We start from the raw sequence: 21,958 nt of genomic DNA on the forward strand, positions 1-21,958 counted from the left end.
AATATTTATGTCAACTCACTACCTGCGTATTTTTCAGCAACCGAAATCAGCCATTCTGCTGATTCTTGGTTTTGCCTCCGGTTTACCGCTTGCCCTCACCTCCGGGACGCTACAGGCGTGGATGACGGTCGAGAACATCGATCTGAAAACCATCGGTTTCTTTTCGCTTGTCGGTCAGGCGTACGTCTTTAAGTTTCTCTGGTCACCGGTGATGGACCGCTATACGCCGCCGTTTTTAGGGCGTCGTCGCGGCTGGCTGCTGACAACCCAATGTTTATTACTGCTCGCTATCGCGGCGATGGGCTTTCTCGAGCCCACATCGCAACTGCGCTGGATGGCCGCGCTGGCGGTGGTTATCGCCTTCTGCTCAGCGTCTCAGGATATTGTTTTCGATGCCTGGAAAACGGACGTTCTCCCGACGGAAGAACGAGGAGCCGGAGCCGCTATCAGCGTGCTGGGCTATCGTCTGGGGATGCTGGTTTCCGGCGGTTTAGCACTGTGGCTGGCCGATAAATGGCTTGGCTGGCAGGGTATGTACTGGCTGATGGCCGCACTGATGGTGCCGTGTATTATCGCGACGCTGATGGCGCCGGAACCCAGCGATGTTATCCCGGTGCCCAAAAGCCTTGAACAGGCGGTGGTTGCCCCACTTAAAGATTTCTTTGGCCGCAATAATGCGTGGCTTATTCTGCTGCTGATTGTGATGTACAAACTCGGCGATGCTTTCGCCATGAGCCTCACTACCACGTTTTTAATCCGCGGAGTGGGGTTTGATGCGGGTCAGGTGGGAATGGTCAATAAAACTCTTGGCCTGTTTGCCACTATTCTCGGTGCGCTGTACGGCGGCGTATTGATGCAGCGCCTGACGCTGTTTCGCGCGTTGCTCATCTTCGGCATCCTGCAGGGCGTGTCCAACGCCGGTTACTGGATGCTGTCGGTCACGGATAAGCATATCTATTCAATGGCCGCTGCCGTTTTCTTTGAAAACTTGTGCGGCGGTATGGGTACAGCCGCGTTCGTCGCGCTGCTGATGACCCTGTGTAACAAATCGTTCTCAGCCACCCAGTTCGCCCTGCTGTCCGCACTTTCTGCTGTAGGCCGGGTTTACGTGGGGCCGATTGCAGGTTGGTTTGTCGAAGCACATGGTTGGCCAACGTTTTATCTGTTCTCGGTTATTGCTGCGATCCCAGGTATTTTGCTTCTGCTGGTTTGCCGACGAACGCTGGAATATACGCAAGAAACCGGGCAGTTTATGCCGCGTAATGCCTTTAGCGGCGGCTATCGATTGGCTCTGCGTTTACTGTTAATTGGCACTGTTCTGCTGGGTATCTGGCTGCTGATACTGATAACCAATGCGCTGAATTTATCCGCGCTGAGTGGGTCTGCAATCGTACTAGAAGCGGGTGTGCTCATTGCCTTTGCCGGGATTGTCATTGGATGCTTGTTAGATTATCTGGCGATGCGCAAGGCACATTTGCACTAAGTACGAATAAAATACGATCGATACGTTGTAATCACGATACGTAATAATAACAACCGCATCGTATATTAAAAAAAATATTTGTGCTTTTGTGCCCTTAAAAATTCTGGAAATTATTGGAACGACTTAGCTGCGCGTTATTTCATTAAACGATTCAGCATCCTTTCAATTAATTTTTCGTTTTCTAATTGTCTATTATTTGATGGTTAATTGTTAATTATTTGTATATTTTTGACAATGGTTATACCAATTGCCCTCTTAACCCCTCTTTCGCTTCCCCTTTCGTTATAACACCCGCCATATGGGCTTTCAGCCTGAAAAGTAGACATATTTAGCAACATCTGTGACAGGTGCGGCAGAACCCGGTAACACCTCACTGACAGAGCACCAATGATGTTTACAGTAATGTAACCTTCCCGTAAAATGCCCACACACTTTAAACGCCACCAACACCCCGTGGAATTGAGGTCGTTACATGAGACTCAGGAAATACAATAAAAACTTGGGATGGTTGTCATTAATCGCCAGCACTGTATTACTCAGTGGTTGTGATTCTGCGCTACTTGACCCCAAAGGACAGATTGGACTGGAGCAGCGTTCGCTGATACTGACGGCTTTTGGCCTGATGATGATCGTCGTGATTCCCGCCGTCTTAATGGCAGTCGGTTTTGCCTGGAAGTACCGTGCAAGCAATAAAGATGCGAAGTACAGCCCTAACTGGTCACACTCCAACAAAGTTGAAGCTGTGGTCTGGACAGTGCCTATCCTTATCATCGTGTTCCTCGCCGTACTGACATGGAAAACCACTCACGCCTTAGAACCTAGCAAACCGCTGGTTCATGACGAGAAGCCTATTACTATCGAAGTCATTTCTATGGACTGGAAATGGTTCTTCATCTACCCGGAGCAGGGCATTGCTACCGTTAACGAAATCGCTTTCCCAGCGAACGTTCCGGTGCAGTTCAAAGTGACCTCCAACTCCGTGATGAACTCCTTCTTTATTCCGCGTCTGGGTAGCCAGATTTACGCAATGGCCGGTATGCAGACCAACCTGCATCTGATCGCTAACGAACCAGGTATCTACGACGGTATTTCTGCAAGTTATAGCGGCCCGGGCTTCTCTGGTATGAAGTTCAAAGCCATTGCGACACCGGATCGTGCCACATTCGATCAGTGGGTCGCTAAAGCGAAACAATCTTCGAACACCATGGATAACATGGCGGCATTCGAGAAAGTGGCTGCACCGAGCGAATACAACAAGGTGGAGTACTTCTCCAGCGTGAAACCTGATTTGTTTAAAGCAGTTACCAGCAAATTTATGGATCACGGCAAGGGCATGGACATGTCCAAACCTGAAGGCGAGCACGCATCGCACGAAGGAATGGAAGGCATGGACATGAGCCACGCGGAATCCGCTCACTAAGGGGCCGAGGAAGAATACGATGTTCGGAAAACTTACACTGGATGCAGTGCCCTATCACGAACCCATTATCGTGATTACGGTGGCTGCCATTATCGTCGGGGGACTCGCTCTCCTGGCGGCTATCACTTACTTCGGTAAGTGGTCATATCTATGGAAAGAGTGGCTGACTTCGGTTGACCACAAACGACTCGGCATTATGTATGTCATCGTCGCTATCGTCATGCTGCTGCGTGGCTTTGCCGATGCCGTTATGATGCGTAGCCAGCAGGTGCTGGCCTCCGCCGGGGAAGCAGGGTTCCTGCCGCCTCATCACTACGATCAGATCTTTACCGCCCACGGCGTTATCATGATCTTCTTCGTCGCGATGCCGTTCGTTATCGGTCTGATGAACCTCGTGGTTCCTCTGCAGATTGGCGCGCGCGACGTGGCATTCCCGTTCCTGAACAACCTGAGCTTCTGGTTTACGGTTGTCGGTGTGATTCTGGTTAACCTGTCATTGGGCGTAGGTGAGTTCGCGCAGACCGGTTGGCTGGCGTATCCACCGCTCTCAGGAATTGAGTACAGTCCGGGCGTTGGCGTCGATTACTGGATATGGGCATTGCAGCTCTCCGGTATCGGTACGACCCTGACCGGTATTAACTTCTTCGTGACCATCATCAAGATGCGTGCACCAGGTATGACGATGTTCAAGATGCCAGTATTTACCTGGGCATCTCTGTGCGCCAACATCCTGATTATCGCCTCCTTCCCAATTCTGACGGTTACCGTCGCGTTGCTGACCCTGGATCGCTATCTGGGCACCCATTTCTTTACCAATGATATGGGCGGCAACATGATGATGTACATCAACCTGATTTGGGCCTGGGGTCACCCGGAAGTGTACATTCTGGTTCTGCCTGTATTCGGTGTCTTCTCCGAAGTGGCGGCAACCTTCTCGCGTAAACGCCTGTTTGGCTACACCTCGCTGGTGTGGGCGACCGTGTGTATTACCATCCTGTCGTTCATCGTTTGGCTGCATCACTTCTTTACTATGGGTGCCGGCGCGAACGTTAACGCCTTCTTCGGTATTACCACGATGATTATCGCCATCCCTACCGGGGTGAAGATCTTCAACTGGCTGTTCACCATGTATCAGGGTCGCATCGTCTTCAACTCTGCGATGCTGTGGACCATCGGCTTTATCGTGACCTTCTCGGTTGGCGGTATGACCGGTGTTCTGCTGGCAGTTCCGGGTGCTGACTTCGTGCTGCACAACAGCCTGTTCCTGATTGCGCACTTCCATAACGTCATCATCGGCGGTGTGGTATTCGGTTGCTTCGCAGGTCTCACCTACTGGTGGCCGAAAGCCTTTGGCTTTACCCTGAACGAAACCTGGGGTATCCGCGCATTCTGGTTCTGGATCATCGGCTTCTTCGTCGCATTTATGCCGCTGTACGTACTGGGCTTCATGGGCATGACCCGTCGCCTGAGCCAGCAGATTGACCCGCAATTCCACCCAATGCTGGTTGTTGCAGCCTGCGGTGCGGCACTGATTGCCTGCGGTATCCTCTGCCAGCTGATTCAGTTCTATGTGTCTATCCGTGACCGCGAGCAAAACCGCGATCTGACCGGTGACCCATGGGGTGGCCGTACGCTGGAGTGGGCAACCTCTTCCCCGCCTCCGTTCTATAACTTTGCCATTGTGCCGCACATTCATGAGCGTGATGCATTCTGGGAAATGAAAGAGAAAGGCGAAGCGTACAAACAGCCGACACAGTATGAAGAAATTCATATGCCGAAAAACAGCGGTGCGGGCATCGTGATTGCCGCCTTCGCAACGGTATTTGGTTTCGCCATGATCTGGCATATCTGGTGGATGGCGATTGCAAGCTTCGCGGGCATCATCATCACCTGGATTATCAAAAGCTTTGACGAGGACGTGGATTACTACGTGCCGGTGGCGGAAGTCGAAAAACTGGAAAATCAGCATTTCGATGAGATTTCTAAGGCAGGGCTGAAAAATGGCAACTGATACTCTGGCGCATAATGCCCACGCGCACGAACACGGGCACCACGATACAGGGCCGATGAAGATCTTCGGCTTCTGGATCTACCTGATGAGCGACTGCATTATCTTCGCCACGCTGTTCGCCACCTATGCCGTTCTAGTGAACGGCACGGCAGGCGGCCCGACCGGTAAAGATATCTTTGAACTGCCGTTCGTTATGGTTGAAACCGCACTGCTGCTGTTCAGCTCCATCACCTATGGCATGGCGGCTATCGCCATGTACAAAAACAACAAGAGCCAGGTTGTTTCCTGGCTGGCGCTGACCTTCCTCTTCGGGGCAGGATTCATCGCGATGGAAATCTATGAATTCCATCACCTGATTGTTGAAGGTATGGGCCCGGATCGCAGTGGCTTCCTGTCAGCGTTCTTTGCGCTGGTCGGTACGCACGGTCTGCACGTCACCTCCGGTCTTATCTGGATGGCTGTGCTGATGGTGCAGGTTTCCCGTCGCGGCCTGACCAGCACTAACCGTACCCGCATCCTGTGCCTGAGCTTGTTCTGGCACTTCCTGGACGTGGTATGGATCTGTGTGTTCTCCGTTGTTTACCTGATGGGGGCAATGTAATGAGTCATTCTACTGAAAGCAGCGGCGCTTCCCATGGCAGCGTAAAGTCCTACATGACAGGTTTTATCCTGTCTATCATCCTGACGGTTATTCCGTTCTGGATGGTGATGTCGGGCAGCGCGTCGCATGCGGTAATTCTGGGGACCATTCTGGTCACCGCTGTGGTGCAGATTGTCGTACACCTGGTGTACTTCCTGCACATGAACAGCAAGTCTGACGAAGGCTGGAACCTGACCGCGTTTGTCTTTACCGTGATAATCATTGCCATCGTAGTAGTCGGTTCAATCTGGATTATGTGGAACCTGAACTACAACATGATGGTTCACTAAGAGCGGCGAGTATGTTTAAGCGATACCTGCAAGTTACGAAGCCTGGCATCATTTTTGGCAACCTGATCTCCGTGATCGGCGGTTTCCTGCTGGCCTCCAAGGGCCACATCGATTACCCGCTGTTCGCATGGACCTTGATCGGTGTGTCTCTGGTGGTCGCCTCGGGTTGTGTTTTCAACAACTACATCGATCGTGACATCGACCGTAAGATGGAACGTACGAAGAACCGAGTGCTGGTTAAGGGACTGATTGCGCCAAAAACGTCACTGGTCTACGCCACTTTGCTGGGTCTCGCTGGCTTCATGCTGCTGTGGTTCGGTGCCAATCCCCTCGCCTGCTGGCTTGGGGTGATGGGATTTGTGGTTTATGTCGGCGTCTACAGCCTGTACATGAAGCGCCACTCCGTTTACGGCACGCTGATTGGTTCACTCTCCGGCGCCGCGCCGCCGGTGATTGGCTACTGCGCCGTTACCGGCAACTTCGACAGCGGCGCGTTGATTCTGCTGGCGATCTTCAGCCTGTGGCAGATGCCTCACTCCTACGCTATCGCGATTTTCCGCTTCAAGGATTATCAGGCAGCGAATATTCCGGTTCTTCCGGTAGTGAAAGGCATTGCTGTGGCGAAAAATCACATCACGTTGTACATCGTGGCGTTTGCTTTAGCGACGCTGATGCTCTCGCTTGGCGGCTACGCAGGTTACAAATACCTGGTGGTTGCCGCAGCGGTTAGCGTCTGGTGGCTTGGTATGGCACTGCGCGGTTACAAAGTGGAAGATGATAAGGTCTGGGCGCGCAAGCTGTTCGGTTTCTCCATCATCGCCATTACCGCACTCAGCGTTATGATGTCGGTCGACTTTATGGTGCCGAGCTCACAGAACTTGTTAGCTTCAGTCTGGTAAGACAAAAGGCTGTTACTGAAAACCCTGCTCCGGCAGGGTTTTTTATTGCCTGAAAAACAGTCAGCAAACCTATATTGATGTATTCCGAATTATCGGCACGGTCAGCGTTTAGACAGCTAAGGCGAAGGATATCAGGTATAGAATCGCGGCGGGTGCTTGAGACTATTTGTCTTGAGCATGGTGTGAAAGGCAGATAGACAAAAGCCCCAGATAACATTCAGCGTCCAGCAAGACGCTTAACATTAATCTGAGGCCCCTAAATGCACAACAACATTAGGTTAGCCTCTTACCGACCTTCGGGTCAAGGAGAAGTAGGCTATGAAGCGGAACAAGGCAATCGTTATTGCCCTGATAGTCTTGGGTATTACCGTCATGATGTCGGTACTGGTCACACGCAAAGATCTTTGCGAGGTCCATATCCGAAGCGGACAGACAGAGGTCGCCGTCTTCACAGCTTACGAATCTGTTAAGTAAGAGACCCGGCGGGGAGAAATCCCCGCCACTCTTGATGTTGGCAAGTATTCTCAGCGCACCCAATTTACTTTATTACACTTAACCCACCAGCATTACATACGCGCTATTGCTGGAAACACCCTATCGCCCCATTCATCCTACAGATGAGACATTTCCTACTGGTATCCGCTGGTGAAGCCATATCAATTATTAATGCAAATGATGCATTAAAATCTCGAAGATCATCCACATCATCCGCCAGGTTTCGTTGCAAGCCGCATTATGCTTTACCTTCTTCCGGTAGCGCCTCTGCCACCGGATTATTCATTTTCGTCTCTATTTCGCACAAATGATTCAATAATGTAATATTTGTTAATTAAGCGTCTGTTTACCCTGCCCTCTCCCCGCACTACACTACTCCCAGCTTTTATTTTGAGGTGGGAATGAACGATTACAAAATGACGCCCAGCGAGTTACGCGCAACCTGGGGTTTAGGAACCGTATTTTCTTTGCGTATGCTCGGCATGTTTATGGTTCTGCCGGTTCTGACCACATACGGCATGGCATTGCAGGGCGCAAGCGAAGCGCTCATTGGTTTGGCTATCGGTATTTACGGCCTGGCGCAGGCTATCTTTCAGATTCCCTTTGGGCTGGTCTCTGACCGCATTGGACGCAAGCCGTTAATTATCGGCGGGCTGGCGATTTTCGTTCTCGGCAGCGTGATTGCCGCTATGTCCGATTCCATCTGGGGCATTATTCTTGGCCGAGCGCTACAGGGCTCCGGGGCCATTGCGGCAGCGGTCATGGCGCTGCTTTCCGACCTGACCCGTGAACAAAACCGCACCAAGGCAATGGCGTTTATCGGCGTCAGCTTTGGTGTCACCTTCGCCATTGCGATGGTACTTGGTCCCATCATCACCCATAAACTTGGCCTCCACGCGCTATTCTGGATGATCGCCGGGCTGGCAACGCTCGGTATTGTGTTAACCATTCTGGTGGTACCGGACAGCAAAAATCACGTTCTCAACCGTGAGTCCGGGATGGTGAAAGGGTGCTTTAGCAAGGTATTGATGGAGCCACGTCTGCTGAAGCTCAACTTCGGCATCATGTGCCTGCACATTCTACTCATGTCCACCTTCGTTGCCCTGCCGGGCCAGCTGGAGGCTGCCGGATTCCCGGCGGCCGAGCACTGGAAAATCTACCTGGTAACGATGCTGGTATCGTTCATATCGGTAGTGCCTTTTATCATTTACGCCGAAGTAAAACGCCGCATGAAGCGCGTGTTTGTGCTGTGTATTTCCCTGCTGTTGATTGCCGAAATCGTCCTGTGGGGTTCCGGTAATTCATTCTGGGAACTGGTCATTGGCGTGCAGATATTCTTCCTCGCCTTCAACCTGATGGAGGCGCTGCTGCCTTCGCTTATCAGCAAGGAGTCGCCAGCAGGTTACAAAGGCACGGCGATGGGGATTTACTCCACCAGCCAGTTCCTGGGCGTCGCGATTGGCGGGTCATTGGGCGGCTGGGTTGACGGCCTGTTTGATTCCCAAACGGTATTCCTCGCCGGTGCATTATTGGCGACCGTCTGGCTGTTGGTGTCGATGACAATGCAGGAACCGCAGTATGTCAGCAGTCTGCGTGTTGAAATTCCAAAAGATATCGACGCAAGCGATGCCTTACGTGAACGGCTGCTGGTAATGGATGGAGTCAAAGAGGTTCTGGTAGTGGCAGAAGAACATTCGGCCTATGTCAAAATTGACAGCAAAGTAACCAATCGCTTTGAGGTTGAGCAGGCGATTGCCGCTCAATAAAATGGTGCTGCCCGCATAGCTAAGCGGGCAGCGCTTACGCAATTAGTCGCGGAAGTTTTTAAACTGGAACGGCTGACCAAGGTCACCGCCGCGTACCAACGCCATCGTAGACTGCAGATCGTCGCGCGCCTTGCCGGTCACACGAATCTCTTCACCCTGAATTTGCGCCTGTACTTTCAGCTTGCTGTCTTTAATCAGCTTAACGATTTTCTTCTGAACCGCACTCTCAATCCCCTGCTTCAACTTGGCTTCAACAAACCAGGTTTTCCCGCTGTGGACGAAATCTTCCGGCACGTCCAGCGACGTCCCTTCAATGCCGCGTTTAAGCAGCTTAGCGCGCAGAATATCCAGCAACTGATTGACCTGGAAATCAGATTCGCTCAGTACTTTAATCGTCTTATTCGCTTCGTTTAATTCAAAAGTGGCTTCAACACCACGAAAGTCAAAGCGTGACTCTACTTCGCGGCTCGCGTTATCTACCGCGTTGCGCGCTTCCTGAAGATCGACTTCAGAGACAATATCGAAAGATGGCATCTTTTCCCCTCCCTTAGTTTCTTTTGCGTTGCATAATACCTGCAACACGGCATAACTCAACTGGTTATCCCCGGAAGCTGAATTGATAGCGCTATACTCGTCGTCTTTCCAGTTGTAGATGCGCGGACGACGTCCATTTACCCGAACTACGGACAAAAAGAGATTCACTCTCTTGAGCCGTCCTACAACTCGAAATCCATTAAGCATATACTCACGGTCAGCGTGAAGTATGACATACCAGCAGCATCGTTTGTGGTAAGAAGACGGTCAGGAGGTTATTTGAAAATTACGGTATTGGGATGTGGCGCGCTAGGCCAATTATGGATGACGGCACTCCACAAAAAAGGATTTGAAGTACAAGGCTGGTTACGCGTACCTCAGCCCTACTGTAGCGTGAATCTCTTAGAACTTGACGGCACGATATTTAATCAGTCCCTTATCGCTAACGACCCCGATTTTCTGGCGCAAAGTGATTTGCTTTTGGTCACGTTAAAAGCGTGGCAGGTTTCCGATGCGGTGAGAAGCCTGGCGGTTCATCTCCCGGTAACAACGCCTATCCTGCTGATTCATAATGGTATGGGTACGTTACAGGAGCTAAACGATCTCAAGCAGCCTATTTTGCTCGGCGCGACCACCCAGGCTGCACGCCGCGATGGTAGCGTCATCATTCATGTTGCTAACGGCACGACGCACATCGGCCCAGCGAAGCACTACGATGAAGACTACAGCGTACTGGCTGAAACCCTGCAAAATGTGCTGCCAGACGTAGCCTGGCACGACAGCATTCATTCCGCGATGTGGCGCAAACTCGCCGTTAACTGCGTCATCAACCCACTCACCGCGCTAATGAACTGCCCTAACGGCGATTTGCGCTATCATCAGGAGCAGATTGCCCATATCTGCGAAGAAGTGGCGATGACCATGACGCGGGAAGGATTTCATACTTCACCGGAAAGTTTGTTACTTTATGTCAATCAGGTGATTGATCTAACAGCAGAAAATATATCTTCTATGCTGCAGGACATTCGTGCACTTCGGCACACAGAAATTGACTATATCACCGGTTTCCTGCTCAAGCGCGCACGGGCACATGGCATTCCGGTGCCTGAAAATACCCGACTGTATGAACAGGTTAAACGTAAGGAGAGTGAATATGAGCGCGTCAGCACTGATTTGCCTCGCTCCTGGTAGCGAAGAAATGGAAGCCGTGACCACGATTGATTTGTTGGTGCGTGTCGGTATCCAGGTCACAACCGCCAGCGTGGCAAGCGATGGCAATCTGGCTATCACCTGCTCGCGCGGTGTCAAGATTCTGGCCGATGCCCCGCTGGTTCAAGTGGCAGATGGGGACTTCGATATCATCATTCTGCCGGGCGGTATAAAAGGTGCGGAATACTTCCGTGACAGTACGCTGCTGGTTGAAACGGTGAAACAGTTCCAGCGTTCCGGGCGCATTGTCGCCACCATTTGCGCCGCCGCTGCCACTGTTCTGGTCCCGCATAATATTTTCCCTATTGGTAATATGACCGGCTTCCCCGCACTGAAGGATCGAATCCCTGAAGAACAATGGCAAGACCGACGTGTAGTCTGGGATCCTCGGGTGAATCTGCTCACCAGTCAGGGGCCTGGGACAGCAATTGATTTTGGGCTGAAAATTATTGAATTGCTGGTAGGCCGCGAAAAGGCGTATGAGATTTCGACGCGATTGGTGATGGCGGCGGGGATTTATAATTTTTATGAGGAGTAAATGTAATTTAGGCCAGGCACTTTGGTGATAGCATAGCTAGCAGATTGGTTTCCATCGAAATAATGTCAGGAAACCAATCCTCTGTATCACGTGACAATCAATGCCTGCTGTACCGCTCAACCAAATCTTCTACCACCATTTTACACGTCGCCTTTTCAAGATCGTTTATTTTCCTCTGAATAGAGTCAGCATCGTTTTTCTGATCTTTTGCAGGGACTAACGGAATCGTCAATGATTCAGCGTTAACCGGGGAGTATGTTGACCACTCTCCACTGGCTACATCAACCAAAACAAACCGAATCAAATAGCGCAAAGATATACCCGCGATCTTTTCGCCACTATATTTTTTCCAGACAGTTTCTTTTAAGGCTGAATTATATTTAGCAGACTCAATCTCATCCCAATAGACGATGATGGTATTATGCCGACCTTTTGCAGCAATATATCTCAGTGCCTGCATGTAATTAGCATTAATCACAGCGCTTTTATTCTCTATTTCATTTTCAGCCAGGTCACTGACCGTTTGCTTAATCGAAGAGGCTGGCTGGGAGGCTCTTTTTTTCCTGACAACCGGAATCCCAGAAAATGTTGATACCTTATAATAGCGCTGCATTTCCTTTTGCATCATAACGTCTGGCGCTCGCGAACCCGATTTCACCAGGACAATAGATGAGTGCAGAGGAACGTCAAACTGTCCTTCAGCTTCCTCAACGGCATTCTGGATATCCTCTTCTGTGATCTCCAGCGTTAACTCATTGCCGAAAACATCCTGCTCAGAAAGTTGGGTAGTAGAAGTTACATCAGTGCGCTGCGAGGTTACCGATTTTTTCTTATCATCAATTGATGAGGATTTTGAACATCCATTAAGTAAAGCAATGCTCATAAACAGAATCAATAAATATCTATTATTCATCGAGAGGCCCAATCATTAATATATTTATCTGACACACAGAAATAAGGCTTCTGATTATACTTTTATTTTAAGAGCAAAAGCATAAAAATAAATATTCATTTATTGAATAATAAAAGCACAAAAATAACACCAGTGAATAAATTAAAATACCTATAATGCTTTTCAATAATAAAAAATAAAATTAGAGATGCTTATTAAAATCCGGGTATAACCATAAAAAAACGCCTCTAAAGAGGCGTTTCAGGAAGCAAATTGTGCAGCAAATACGGGTGAGCGATTTGTCCTACGGACGATAAACTTTGACGTTAGCAAAGCCCTGCTCGCGCAGATACAGCGCCTGCAGGCGACTCATCACGCCACGTTCACACCACAGCAGATAGGTTTTACTCTGATCAAGGTTACCAAACTGCGTACTCAGCTTGTAGAACGGCAGCGATTCCACGCCGACACCTTCCACCTTCAGCGGCTTAGCATCCTGCTCATCAATAGAACGAATATCCAGGATCACGTCGTTCTCAGTGAAACCACTAACGGTTTCAACTTCTACCACTTCCTGCTCGGTCTGCTGAGCGATATCACGGATATCGACGTTATTCGCTTCGGTAACCACTTTATCGAGAATGGTGAAATCGAAGTTGGCTTCTTCCGCTTCAATTTTCGCCTTCACGGCCTTGATGGTTGGGCTTTTCGAGATCACACCGCAGTATTCCGGCATGGTACGAGCAAAATCTTCAGTACCAATTTCACGCGCCAGATCGATGATGTGCTCTTTATCATGGGAAATCAGCGGACGCAGAATCAGAGTATCGGACACATTGTCGATTAAACGCAGGTTCGTCAGGGTCTGGCTGGAAACCTGACCTAACGCTTCACCGGTCACCAGCGCTTGCACGCCGTAACGTTCAGCGACTTGTGATGCCGCACGGACCATCATGCGCTTGAGCACCACACCCATCTGTCCGTCTTCGACTTTCTCGAGGATTTCGCCAACCACAGGTTCAAAGTTGATAGCCACAAAGCGCACACGGTGTGAACTGCCGAAGCGGTTCCACAGGTAGTGCGCGACCTGGCGAACACCGATTTCGTGGGCGGCGCCACCGAGGTTAAAGAAGCAGTAATGTACGCGGCAGCCGCGACGCATCAGCATGTAACTGGAAACACCAGAGTCGAAACCGCCAGAGATCAGCGACAGGACGTCTTCCTGGGTACCGATAGGGAAACCGCCGATACCTTCGTAACGCCCTTTCACCAACAGCAGACGATCGTTCTCGATCTCGAGGTTGACGGTCACATCTGGCTTAGTCAGCTTCACGCGCGCCGTTTCAATATGTTGATTCAAGCCACCGCCTACGTAACGCTCGGCTTCAATGGACGTGAACTCATGCTTACCGCGACGTTTAACGCGCACGCAGAAGCTTTTGCCTTCAAGCGCGTCACGCCACAGCGGCAGCGTCTGCTCAAAAATATTGTGCAGCGAGGTAAACGGAACGTCTTCCACTTCCAGAATATGATGAATACCCGGAATACGCGTCATCGCGTCGATAAGGGTCTGGCGCTTATCTTCATCTTTCGAGCGAACTTCGATGTGATCCCAGTGACGAACGATAGCGAGGGTTTCATCGAGATTTTTGAGAACGTTACGGATATTCCCGGTTAAAATTTTAATAAAGCGCAAACGCACAGTTTGGCTTTTGATGGTGATTTCCGGGAACAATTTAATGATAAACTTCATGGCGGCAATGGTTCGTTGGCAAGCCCTGAGGGGCTTTGAGCAAAAAGATGTATCGCAGTGTACTGATAATTCCAGGCGTACCTGCGTCCAGGTCGCGGAGTATACCATCATCCTGCTTACCATTGCGTGTTATTTGCTTCACGCCCAGACTCCGTTACCATAGACACCGTCGCGATTTAACAAGAGCCAAACATTCACTATGCCAAAGAAAAATGATGCCCCGGCCAGTTTCGAAACTGCTTTAACCGAGCTTGAGCAGATTGTTAACCGTCTGGAAAGCGGCTCCCTCCCACTGGAAGAAGCGCTAAACGAATTTGAACGTGGCGTGCAGCTGGCACGTCAGGGGCAGACAAAACTGCAACAAGCGGAACAGCGCGTGCAGATCCTGCTTGCCGATAACGAAGACGCTCCCTTAACGCCATTCACGCCGGACGCCGAATAAAATGGATTTTTCGCAACAGCTCAATGCCTGTGTCGTCCAGGCAAACGACGCGCTGCGCCGATTTATCGCTCCGCTACCGTTTCAGAACACTCCACTGGTTGACGCCATGCAGTATGGCGCATTATTGGGCGGTAAACGCCTGCGCCCGTTCCTGGTGTATGCCACCGGCAAAATGTTTGGCGTTAGCATGACAACGCTGGATGCCCCGGCAGCTGCCGTTGAATGCATTCATGCCTATTCACTCATGCACGACGATCTGCCGGCAATGGACAACGACGATCTGCGTCGCGGCCAGCCAACCTGTCATATTAAATTTGGCGAGGCGAGCGCAATTCTGGCTGGTGACGCGCTACAAACGCTGGCATTTTCTATACTCAGTGATGCGCCGATGACAGAAGTCTCTGACCGCGATCGCCTGGCGATGCTGTCCGAACTCGCCACCGCCAGCGGCGTGGCAGGTATGTGCGGCGGTCAGGCGCTGGATCTGGAAGCGGAAGGCCAGCGGGTGAATCTGGAAATGCTGGAGCGTATCCATCGCCATAAAACCGGCGCGTTGATTCGTGCCGCCGTGCGTCTTGGTGCATTAAGCGCCGGTGAGCAAGGCCGCAAGGCGCTGCCGCTGCTGGATAAGTACGCCGAATGCATCGGCCTGGCATTCCAGGTTCAGGATGACATTCTGGATGTGGTGGGGGATACTGCGACCCTCGGAAAACGCCAGGGTGCCGACCAACAACTCGGTAAAAGCACCTATCCTGCACTACTGGGCCTTGAGCAAGCCCGGAAAAAAGCCAGTGACCTCATCGCTGAGGCACGCCAGTCATTAACCGTACTGGCGGCACAGTCACTGGATACCACAGCACTGGAAGCGCTAGCGGATTACATCATCCTGCGCGACAAATAAACAATAAATGAGTCTCCGATGAGTTTTGATATTGCCAAATACCCGACCCTGGCGCTGGTCGATTCCACCCAGGAATTGCGCCTGTTGCCAAAAGAGAGCCTGCCGAAACTGTGTGACGAGCTACGCCGTTACCTGCTCGACAGCGTGAGCCGTTCAAGCGGACACTTTGCCTCCGGGCTTGGCACGGTGGAACTCACCGTGGCGCTGCATTACGTCTACAATACGCCATTCGACCAGCTTATCTGGGACGTCGGCCACCAGGCATATCCGCACAAAATTTTGACCGGGCGTCGCGACAAGATTGACACCATTCGGCAAAAAGGTGGGCTACACCCATTCCCATGGCGCGGTGAGAGTGAGTATGACGTGCTGAGCGTCGGTCACTCATCGACCTCCATTTCCGCAGGAATTGGCATTGCGGTAGCGGCTGAAAAAGAAAATAAACAGCGCCGTACCGTCTGCGTGATTGGCGATGGCGCAATTACTGCGGGCATGGCATTTGAAGCCATGAACCATGCGGGCGATATCAAGCCAGATATGCTGGTCGTGCTGAACGACAACGAAATGTCGATCTCGGAAAACGTCGGTGCGCTGAATAACCATCTGGCGCAATTGCTCTCCGGAAAACTCTACTCTTCCCTGCGCGAAGGCGGCAAAAAAGTCTTTTCTGGCGTTCCGCCGATCAAAGAATTGCTCAAGCGTACCGAAGAGCATATCAAAGGGATGGTCGTCCCCGGCACCCTGTTTGAAGAGCTAGGCTTTAACTATATCGGGCCGGTAGACGGTCACGACGTACTGGGGCTGGTCAATACGCTTAAAAACATGCGCGACCTGAAAGGCCCGCAGTTCCTGCATATTATGACCAAAAAAGGCCGTGGTTATGAGCCGGCCGAAAAAGACCCGATTACCTTCCACGCGGTGCCAAAATTCGATCACACCAGCGGTAAGTTGCCTAAAAGCAGCGGCGGTCTGCCATCATATTCCAAAATCTTCGGCGACTGGCTGTGTGAAACGGCAGCCAAAGACAGCAAGCTGATGGCGGTAACGCCTGCGATGCGCGAAGGCTCTGGGATGGTCGAGTTCTCGAAAAAATATCCCGATCAGTATTTCGATGTCGCGATTGCCGAGCAACATGCGGTCACGTTTGCCGCAGGGCTGGCAATTGGCGGTTATAAGCCGATTGTGGCTATCTATTCGACCTTCCTGCAACGCGCTTACGATCAAGTGATCCACGACGTCGCCATTCAGAAATTGCCGGTGCTGTTTGCTATCGATCGTGCAGGCATTGTCGGTGCTGATGGGCAGACTCACCAGGGGGCGTTTGATATCTCCTTCCTGCGCTGCATCCCGGAAATGGTCATCATGACGCCAAGCGATGAAAACGAATGCCGCCAGATGTTGTACACCGGCTACCACTACGGCGACGGCCCAAGCGCCGTGCGATATCCGCGCGGAACGGGCACTGGCGCAACGCTTGAACCGTTAGCAAAACTGCCGCTGGGCAAAGGCGTGGTGAAACGTGAAGGCGAGAAACTGGCGATCCTTAACTTCGGCACGTTGCTGGTGGAAGCTGAAATCGTCGCAGAAAAACTTAATGCGACGCTGGTCGATATGCGTTTTGTGAAGCCGCTGGATGAGAGCCTGATTCTTGAGATGGCTGCTCGTCACGAATCGCTGGTCACACTGGAAGAAAACGCCGTTATCGGTGGCGCGGGAAGCGGCGTCAATGAAGTGCTGATGGCACATCGTAAACCGGTACCGGTACTCAACCTTGGCCTGCCCGATTTCTTTGTCCCGCAAGGGACGCAGGAAGAGGCGCGAGCCGATCTTGGTCTGGATGCCGCGGGCATTAGCGCCAGGATCGCGGCCTGGTTAGCATAATCCCTCCTCTCGCTCCTGCTATGCTTAAAGGTAAACCTTTTACCCCGCTAGCAGGAGCGACATCATGCAATACCATCTCTTAGGACAAACCGATCTTCGTGTTTCCCGCCTTTGTCTGGGCTGTATGACCTTCGGCGAACCGGACCGGGGTAAACATGCCTGGACACTGCCAGAAGACAGCAGCCGCCCCATAATCCAACGCGCTCTCGAAGGTGGCATCAATTTTTTCGATACTGCAAATAGCTACTCTGACGGCAGCAGTGAAGAGATTGTTGGCCGTGCACTGCGCGACTTTGCTCGCCGTGATGATGTGGTGGTCGCCACTAAAGTTTATCATCAGGTGGGTTCCCTTGAAGAAGGACTCTCCCGCGCGCAGATCCTGCGCTCCATTGACGATAGCCTAAGCCGACTCGGCATGGACTATGTTGATCTGCTGCAAATTCACCGCTGGGACTATCGCACGCCGATTGAAGAGACGCTGGAAGCATTGGACGAGGTTGTAAAATCAGGGAAAGCCCGTTTTATCGGCGCTTCTTCAATGCACGCCCGCCAGTTCGCCCATGCGCTAGCGCTACAGAAAACCAACGGCTGGGCGCCATTTGTCACCATGCAGGATCACTACAATCTCATCTATCGCGAAGAAGAACGTGACATGCTGCCGCTGTGTACCCAGGAAGGCGTGGCGGTGATTCCATGGAGTCCGTTAGCACGCGGACGTCTGACGCGTCCGTGGGGGGAAACGACGGCGCGACTGGTTTCAGATGAGTTCGGTCAGACGCTCTACAGCTCGACGGAGGGGAACGACGAACAAATTGCCGGAGAACTGGAGCGAGTTGCAGAAGAGATTGAGGCCAGCCGGGCGCAAACGGCACTAGCGTGGCTTCTGAGTAAACCGGGTGTGGCAGCGCCAATTATTGGTGCGTCGCGTGAGGATCAATTGGATGAACTGCTGAATGCGGTGGATATTACGCTGACATCAGAGCAAATTGAGGCGATGGAAGCACCGTATCAGGTGCATCCGGTGGTAGGGTTTAAATAAGCGCTTGTTTCCCCTCACCCTAGCCCTCTCCCCAAAGGGGCGAGGGAACCGATCGGTGTCGTGGGAAAGTCGGTAGTTCAAATAGGCGTCAGTATTGGTTTTCCCCCTCTCCCTGGAAGGGAGAGGGGGAAAACCATCACAGAATATGATGCCCTACCACGTACAAAATCCCCGCCGAAATAACCCCGGCGATAATATCGTCCACCATAATCCCCATACCACCGTGGATATTGCGGTCAAACCAGCGGATCGGCCACGGCTTCCACATATCAAAAATGCGGAATACAACGAATCCAGCCAGCACCCACTGCCAACTGATAACCGGGATCGCCATCAGGGTTATCCACATGCCGATAAACTCATCCCACACAATGCTACCGTGGTCATGCGTACCCATATCGCGCGCCGTGCGACGGCAGATATATACGCCGATGCAAATACCGAACATCACCACTAGCGAATACACTTGTAGCGGTAAAAATGTCAGCAAGTACCAGAATGGAATCGAGGCTAACGACCCCATCGTGCCTGGCATAATTGGACTGAGTCCGCTGCCAAATCCAGTCGCCAGCAGGTGCCAGGGGTTACCTAAATTCAGGCGGCTTTTAGCGGTATCAGGCTTAGCCAAAGTGATCGTATCCTTTCCAGTCCAGCGTGACCGCTTTGCCATCTTGCGTAAAATTCAGCCCTTCCACATCCGCGCTGATTTGCCCAACACAGGTAAACGGCGTACCCAGTTTGCCCAGCGCGACTTCCAGCGCTCCGCGGTTCAGTTCGGGAACGGTAAAGCAGAGTTCATAGTCTTCGCCGCCGGAGAGCGCCCAGCGGCAGGCCTGTTCTGGCGCAACATGACGCTGCATCGCTTCAGAATAGGGCAACGCATCCAGATCCACGCGCGCGCCCACACCGCTGGCCTTCAGGATATGCCCGAGGTCAGAAATCAGCCCATCAGAGATATCGATAGCCGAGTTCGCAAGATCGCGCAGTGCCTGCCCTTGCAGAATACGCGGTGTTGGACGCAGGTGTCGCTGGCGCAGATAAGCGGCGTCTTCCGGTTCATCAATGGTTAACTGATTGAGGAGCAACGCCAGCCCGGCGGCACTATCACCCGGCGTACCGGTAACGTAAATCCAGTCTCCCGGCTTCGCACCAGAACGCTTCAGCGCCCGCCCCACCGGTACATACCCGTGGATGCTGAGCGTCATCGACAGCGGCCCTTTGGTGGTATCGCCGCCAATAAGCTGCATATCGTAGTAATTTAGCTGCTCAAACAGGCTATCACTGAACGCCGCAAGCCAGTTTTCATCGACCGAAGGCAGAGTCAGCGCGAGCGTTAACCACGCAGGATCGGCCCCCATAGCGGCGAGATCGCTGACGTTAACCGCCAGAGCTTTATACGCGAGATCCGCAGGGTCAATATCAGGAAGAAAATGATTACCGACTACCAGCGTATCGGTGCTGATTGCCAGGGTTTGTTTTTCGGGGATGTTGAGTAACGCGCAGTCGTCACCAATTCCGGTTTCGACATCAAGACGGGCGTTTCTTACTCGGTCAAAATAACGGGCAATCAGGGAGAATTCGCCGCATGCCATACGTTATGCCTCAGCAGAAGGATAAAACAAGGCCGGGGAAAGTGGTAGACACCACCCTCTCACCGGCCTACGGGTTACTTTTTGCGGGGACGAATGGCAGGAGCGGCTTTATCCAGTACACCGTTGACAAACTTGTGGCTGTCTTCAGCGCCGAAAGTTTTTGCCAGCTCAATAGCTTCGTTGATAGCCACTTTGTACGGCACATCATCACGCTTGGACAGTTCGAACAGCGCAATACGCAGTACCGCTTTTTCTACCTGGCCCAGCTCTTCGAGCAGACGGGAAAGGTACGGCTTCATCAATCCGTCGAGGTACGCGCTGTTAGTCGCTACCCCGGACAGCAGTTCGCGGAAGTACGCGACGTCAACATCTTTAACGTCTTGTTCCGCCAGGAACTGGTATTCAACATCAGAGATGTCGTTCTGGGACAACTGCCAGGAGTAGAGCGCCTGGACGGCACACTCACGGGCGCGGCGACGAGCAGCAGGTTTCACGGATTTCCCCTTACAAAAATCAGGCCTTGATGGCTTTCAATACATTAATCATTTCAATCGCGGTCAGTGCAGCTTCTGCACCTTTGTTCCCGGCTTTTGTGCCAGCGCGTTCGATAGCTTGTTCAATACTTTCGGTGGTCAGAACACCAAAGGCTACCGGGATTCCGCTGTCCTGAGCGACTTGCGCCAGACCATTGCTTGCCCCGCCAGCGACATATTCGAAGTGAGCTGTACCGCCACGGATAACTGTACCCAGTGCTATCACCGCATCGTATTTACCGGTTTTTGCCAGCGCATCTGCTGCCAGCGGCAGCTCATAAGCACCTGGAACCCAAACTACGGTGATGTTTTCATCTTTAACCTGACCAATGCGTTTCAGGGCGTCGATAGCACCTTCCAGCAGGCTGTCATTGATAAAGTTGTTGAAACGCGCGATGGTGATGGCGACGCGAGCGTCCGGGGTAGCAACGTTAGCTTCAATAATGTTCATACTCTTCCTTTGGGTTCATTTGCCCCGCAGGGGGGCGGATTTTATCATAATATTCCGGGCGCTGCTGCTTCTAATTCAGAAAGCCTCACCTGGCTGTTAAATGCAGGCAGACATCAGGGCCGACCTGACGTATCTCATTGAATTTAAAATGGGGGGCATCGGCCAGTTTCTCAAGCCCCGGCAGCACACATAATCCGCGCGCGTCGCTGCCTAATAGTTTAGGTGCGATGTAGACGATAAGCTCATCAACCAGACCCGCCTGAATCAGCGCACCGGCAAGCGTTGGCCCGGCCTCAACCCAGATGCTGTTAATTTGCTGTTTTCCCAGTTGCATCATCAATAAAACCAGATCGAGATGCCCGTTATGCTCTGGCACTTTTAGCGTTTGCACGCCTTCCGGCCAGCTACGGGTATCATCTTTGGTGCGCGCAAACAGCGTTTCACCCGGCTGCTGCACAATTCGATGCTCTGGCGTCACACGATTACCGCTGTCGATAACAATACGCAGTGGCTGACGCAGATTTTCTTGCGGGTAAAGCTGCTGAGTGTCGGCACTCAGCTCATCCCAACGTACGGTTAAAGCGGGATCGTCTGCCAGCACCGTGGCGCTACTGGTTAAAATGGCGTGACTTTCCGCGCGCAGGCGCTGCACATCGCGGCGAGCCTGCGGGGAGGTGATCCACTGACTTTCACCGCTGGCCATCGCCGTGCGGCCATCAAGCGATGCGCCAAGCTTTAGCTGTACATAAGGAAAACCGGTGCGCATACGTTTGAGAAAACCTTTGTTCAACGCTTCGCCTTCACTCATCATCAAGCCATGACTGACCTCAATACCGGCCTGCTGCAAGCGATAGAGACCACGGCCCGCCACCTGCGGATTCGGATCCTGCATGGCAGCCACCACGCGTGAAACACCGGCGGCAATCAATGCATCGCAGCACGGCGGCGTGCGACCGTGATGGCTGCATGGTTCAAGCGTCACATAGGCGGTCGCGCCCTTCGCTTTATCACCCGCCATCCGCAGCGCGTGAACTTCCGCATGCGGCTCACCGGCACGATAATGAAAACCTTCGCCGACGATTTCGCCTTGATTCACAATCACACAGCCAACACGCGGGTTCGGATGGGTGGTGAATCGCCCGCGCGCCGCTAACTTTAGCGCGCGCGCCATGTACATTTCATCGTGCAT

The 21,958-nt window shown here is 52.1% G+C and carries 22 protein-coding genes; 14 read left to right on the forward strand and 8 right to left on the reverse strand.

The window, feature by feature from the left end; translation table 11 throughout:
• Window positions 1–7: 7 nt before the first annotated feature.
• The 8 genes from ampG to U0026_RS17390 all read left to right on the forward strand — a co-directional run bounded on the left by ampG (window position 8) and on the right by U0026_RS17390 (window position 9,004).
• A complete protein-coding gene (ampG, locus tag U0026_RS17355) occupies window positions 8–1,483 on the forward strand; it encodes a muropeptide MFS transporter AmpG (RefSeq protein WP_062773879.1) in 1,476 nt (491 codons plus the stop codon).
• A 472-nt stretch (window positions 1,484–1,955) separates the two neighbouring features.
• Window positions 1,956–2,903, forward strand: coding sequence for a cytochrome o ubiquinol oxidase subunit II (gene cyoA / locus U0026_RS17360; protein WP_062773881.1), 948 nt, complete (start codon window positions 1,956–1,958; stop codon window positions 2,901–2,903).
• 19 nt (window positions 2,904–2,922) lie between these two features.
• Complete coding sequence (gene cyoB / locus U0026_RS17365) at window positions 2,923–4,914, forward strand: cytochrome o ubiquinol oxidase subunit I (protein ID WP_062773883.1); 1,992 nt, start codon at window positions 2,923–2,925, stop codon at window positions 4,912–4,914.
• Window positions 4,904–5,515: a cytochrome o ubiquinol oxidase subunit III gene (locus U0026_RS17370; RefSeq protein ID WP_062773885.1), complete on the forward strand. Its 612-nt coding sequence runs from the start codon at window positions 4,904–4,906 to the stop codon at window positions 5,513–5,515. Before cyoB ends, U0026_RS17370 begins: the two co-directional genes overlap by 11 nt.
• Complete coding sequence (locus tag U0026_RS17375; protein WP_062773886.1) at window positions 5,515–5,844, forward strand: cytochrome o ubiquinol oxidase subunit IV; 330 nt, start codon at window positions 5,515–5,517, stop codon at window positions 5,842–5,844. Before U0026_RS17370 ends, U0026_RS17375 begins: the two co-directional genes overlap by 1 nt.
• 11 nt (window positions 5,845–5,855) lie before the next feature.
• The gene (gene cyoE, locus U0026_RS17380) at window positions 5,856–6,743 is read left to right on the forward strand and encodes a heme o synthase (RefSeq protein WP_062773887.1); all 888 of its coding nucleotides are present in this window, start codon (window positions 5,856–5,858) and stop codon (window positions 6,741–6,743) included.
• A 318-nt stretch (window positions 6,744–7,061) separates the two neighbouring features.
• The gene (locus U0026_RS17385; RefSeq protein ID WP_062773889.1) at window positions 7,062–7,217 is read left to right on the forward strand and encodes a Hok/Gef family protein; all 156 of its coding nucleotides are present in this window, start codon (window positions 7,062–7,064) and stop codon (window positions 7,215–7,217) included.
• A gap of 422 nt (window positions 7,218–7,639) precedes the next feature.
• Window positions 7,640–9,004, forward strand: a complete 1,365-nt coding sequence (locus U0026_RS17390; protein WP_062773891.1) for an MFS transporter — start codon at window positions 7,640–7,642, stop codon at window positions 9,002–9,004.
• A 42-nt stretch (window positions 9,005–9,046) separates the two neighbouring features.
• On the opposite strand, the gene U0026_RS17395 is transcribed toward U0026_RS17390, so the two are convergent.
• Window positions 9,047–9,538: a YajQ family cyclic di-GMP-binding protein gene (locus U0026_RS17395; RefSeq protein WP_062773893.1), complete on the reverse strand. Its 492-nt coding sequence runs from the start codon at window positions 9,536–9,538 to the stop codon at window positions 9,047–9,049.
• Window positions 9,539–9,817: 279 nt separating this feature from the next.
• Between U0026_RS17395 and panE the strand changes: the two genes are divergently transcribed.
• Entirely contained in the window at window positions 9,818–10,729 is a 912-nt protein-coding gene (gene panE, locus U0026_RS17400; RefSeq protein ID WP_062773895.1) for a 2-dehydropantoate 2-reductase, read from the forward strand.
• Window positions 10,692–11,285, forward strand: coding sequence for a protein deglycase YajL (gene yajL, locus U0026_RS17405; protein ID WP_062773898.1), 594 nt, complete (start codon window positions 10,692–10,694; stop codon window positions 11,283–11,285). Before panE ends, yajL begins: the two co-directional genes overlap by 38 nt.
• A gap of 97 nt (window positions 11,286–11,382) precedes the next feature.
• Here the strand turns inward: yajL and U0026_RS17410 are convergent, their stop codons facing one another.
• Entirely contained in the window at window positions 11,383–12,168 is a 786-nt protein-coding gene (locus tag U0026_RS17410; RefSeq protein WP_241974018.1) for a hypothetical protein, read from the reverse strand.
• A 313-nt stretch (window positions 12,169–12,481) separates the two neighbouring features.
• Window positions 12,482–13,930, reverse strand: a complete 1,449-nt coding sequence (thiI, locus tag U0026_RS17415) for a tRNA uracil 4-sulfurtransferase ThiI (RefSeq protein ID WP_062773902.1) — start codon at window positions 13,928–13,930, stop codon at window positions 12,482–12,484.
• Window positions 13,931–14,129: 199 nt separating this feature from the next.
• On the opposite strand from thiI, the gene xseB reads away from it, so the two are divergent.
• From xseB to U0026_RS17435, 4 genes are all read left to right on the forward strand, one after another.
• Window positions 14,130–14,372 (forward strand): exodeoxyribonuclease VII small subunit, encoded by a 243-nt coding sequence (xseB, locus tag U0026_RS17420; RefSeq protein WP_062773904.1) that lies wholly within the window; start codon window positions 14,130–14,132, stop codon window positions 14,370–14,372.
• A 1-nt stretch (window position 14,373) separates the two neighbouring features.
• Window positions 14,374–15,273, forward strand: a complete 900-nt coding sequence (ispA, locus tag U0026_RS17425; RefSeq protein ID WP_062773906.1) for a (2E,6E)-farnesyl diphosphate synthase — start codon at window positions 14,374–14,376, stop codon at window positions 15,271–15,273.
• Between the two features lie 18 nt (window positions 15,274–15,291).
• A complete protein-coding gene (gene dxs, locus U0026_RS17430) occupies window positions 15,292–17,154 on the forward strand; it encodes a 1-deoxy-D-xylulose-5-phosphate synthase (RefSeq protein WP_062773907.1) in 1,863 nt (620 codons plus the stop codon).
• Between the two features lie 64 nt (window positions 17,155–17,218).
• Entirely contained in the window at window positions 17,219–18,193 is a 975-nt protein-coding gene (locus tag U0026_RS17435; RefSeq protein ID WP_062773909.1) for an aldo/keto reductase, read from the forward strand.
• 136 nt (window positions 18,194–18,329) lie between these two features.
• Here U0026_RS17435 and pgpA read toward each other — a convergent pair whose 3' ends face one another.
• The 5 genes from pgpA to ribD all read right to left on the reverse strand — a co-directional run bounded on the left by pgpA (window position 18,330) and on the right by ribD (window position 21,958).
• On the reverse strand, window positions 18,330–18,821 hold the full coding sequence (pgpA, locus tag U0026_RS17440) for a phosphatidylglycerophosphatase A (protein WP_228552159.1): 492 nt from the start codon (window positions 18,819–18,821) through the stop codon (window positions 18,330–18,332).
• A complete protein-coding gene (gene thiL, locus U0026_RS17445; protein WP_062773911.1) occupies window positions 18,814–19,785 on the reverse strand; it encodes a thiamine-phosphate kinase in 972 nt (323 codons plus the stop codon). Before thiL ends, pgpA begins: the two co-directional genes overlap by 8 nt.
• Window positions 19,786–19,859: 74 nt before the next feature.
• Complete coding sequence (nusB, locus tag U0026_RS17450) at window positions 19,860–20,279, reverse strand: transcription antitermination factor NusB (protein WP_062773912.1); 420 nt, start codon at window positions 20,277–20,279, stop codon at window positions 19,860–19,862.
• A 19-nt stretch (window positions 20,280–20,298) separates the two neighbouring features.
• Window positions 20,299–20,769 (reverse strand): 6,7-dimethyl-8-ribityllumazine synthase, encoded by a 471-nt coding sequence (gene ribH, locus U0026_RS17455; RefSeq protein WP_062773913.1) that lies wholly within the window; start codon window positions 20,767–20,769, stop codon window positions 20,299–20,301.
• Window positions 20,770–20,854: 85 nt separating this feature from the next.
• Window positions 20,855–21,958: a bifunctional diaminohydroxyphosphoribosylaminopyrimidine deaminase/5-amino-6-(5-phosphoribosylamino)uracil reductase RibD gene (gene ribD / locus U0026_RS17460; RefSeq protein ID WP_062773915.1), complete on the reverse strand. Its 1,104-nt coding sequence runs from the start codon at window positions 21,956–21,958 to the stop codon at window positions 20,855–20,857.

The organism is Kluyvera intermedia, from assembly GCF_034424175.1.
Classification (GTDB): Bacteria; Pseudomonadota; Gammaproteobacteria; order Enterobacterales; family Enterobacteriaceae; genus Kluyvera; species Kluyvera intermedia.

Excerpts from the sequence above, each read along its gene's own strand:
- ribD (WP_062773915.1), bottom strand. The coding sequence starts at position 21,958 with ATGCACGATGAAATGTACATGGCGCGCGCGCTAAAGTTAGCGGCGCGC.
- xseB (WP_062773904.1), top strand. The coding sequence starts at position 14,130 with ATGCCAAAGAAAAATGATGCCCCGGCCAGTTTCGAAACTGCTTTAACC.
- ribH (WP_062773913.1), bottom strand. The coding sequence starts at position 20,769 with ATGAACATTATTGAAGCTAACGTTGCTACCCCGGACGCTCGCGTCGCC.
- cyoE (WP_062773887.1), top strand. The coding sequence starts at position 5,856 with ATGTTTAAGCGATACCTGCAAGTTACGAAGCCTGGCATCATTTTTGGC.
- U0026_RS17395 (WP_062773893.1), bottom strand. The coding sequence starts at position 9,538 with ATGCCATCTTTCGATATTGTCTCTGAAGTCGATCTTCAGGAAGCGCGC.
- U0026_RS17410 (WP_241974018.1), bottom strand. The coding sequence starts at position 12,168 with ATGAGCATTGCTTTACTTAATGGATGTTCAAAATCCTCATCAATTGAT.
- U0026_RS17370 (WP_062773885.1), top strand. The coding sequence starts at position 4,904 with ATGGCAACTGATACTCTGGCGCATAATGCCCACGCGCACGAACACGGG.
- U0026_RS17385 (WP_062773889.1), top strand. The coding sequence starts at position 7,062 with ATGAAGCGGAACAAGGCAATCGTTATTGCCCTGATAGTCTTGGGTATT.
- U0026_RS17375 (WP_062773886.1), top strand. The coding sequence starts at position 5,515 with ATGAGTCATTCTACTGAAAGCAGCGGCGCTTCCCATGGCAGCGTAAAG.
- U0026_RS17390 (WP_062773891.1), top strand. The coding sequence starts at position 7,640 with ATGAACGATTACAAAATGACGCCCAGCGAGTTACGCGCAACCTGGGGT.
- yajL (WP_062773898.1), top strand. The coding sequence starts at position 10,692 with ATGAGCGCGTCAGCACTGATTTGCCTCGCTCCTGGTAGCGAAGAAATG.
- cyoB (WP_062773883.1), top strand. The coding sequence starts at position 2,923 with ATGTTCGGAAAACTTACACTGGATGCAGTGCCCTATCACGAACCCATT.
- U0026_RS17435 (WP_062773909.1), top strand. The coding sequence starts at position 17,219 with ATGCAATACCATCTCTTAGGACAAACCGATCTTCGTGTTTCCCGCCTT.
- thiI (WP_062773902.1), bottom strand. The coding sequence starts at position 13,930 with ATGAAGTTTATCATTAAATTGTTCCCGGAAATCACCATCAAAAGCCAA.
- dxs (WP_062773907.1), top strand. The coding sequence starts at position 15,292 with ATGAGTTTTGATATTGCCAAATACCCGACCCTGGCGCTGGTCGATTCC.
- thiL (WP_062773911.1), bottom strand. The coding sequence starts at position 19,785 with ATGGCATGCGGCGAATTCTCCCTGATTGCCCGTTATTTTGACCGAGTA.
- cyoA (WP_062773881.1), top strand. The coding sequence starts at position 1,956 with ATGAGACTCAGGAAATACAATAAAAACTTGGGATGGTTGTCATTAATC.
- ampG (WP_062773879.1), top strand. The coding sequence starts at position 8 with ATGTCAACTCACTACCTGCGTATTTTTCAGCAACCGAAATCAGCCATT.
- ispA (WP_062773906.1), top strand. The coding sequence starts at position 14,374 with ATGGATTTTTCGCAACAGCTCAATGCCTGTGTCGTCCAGGCAAACGAC.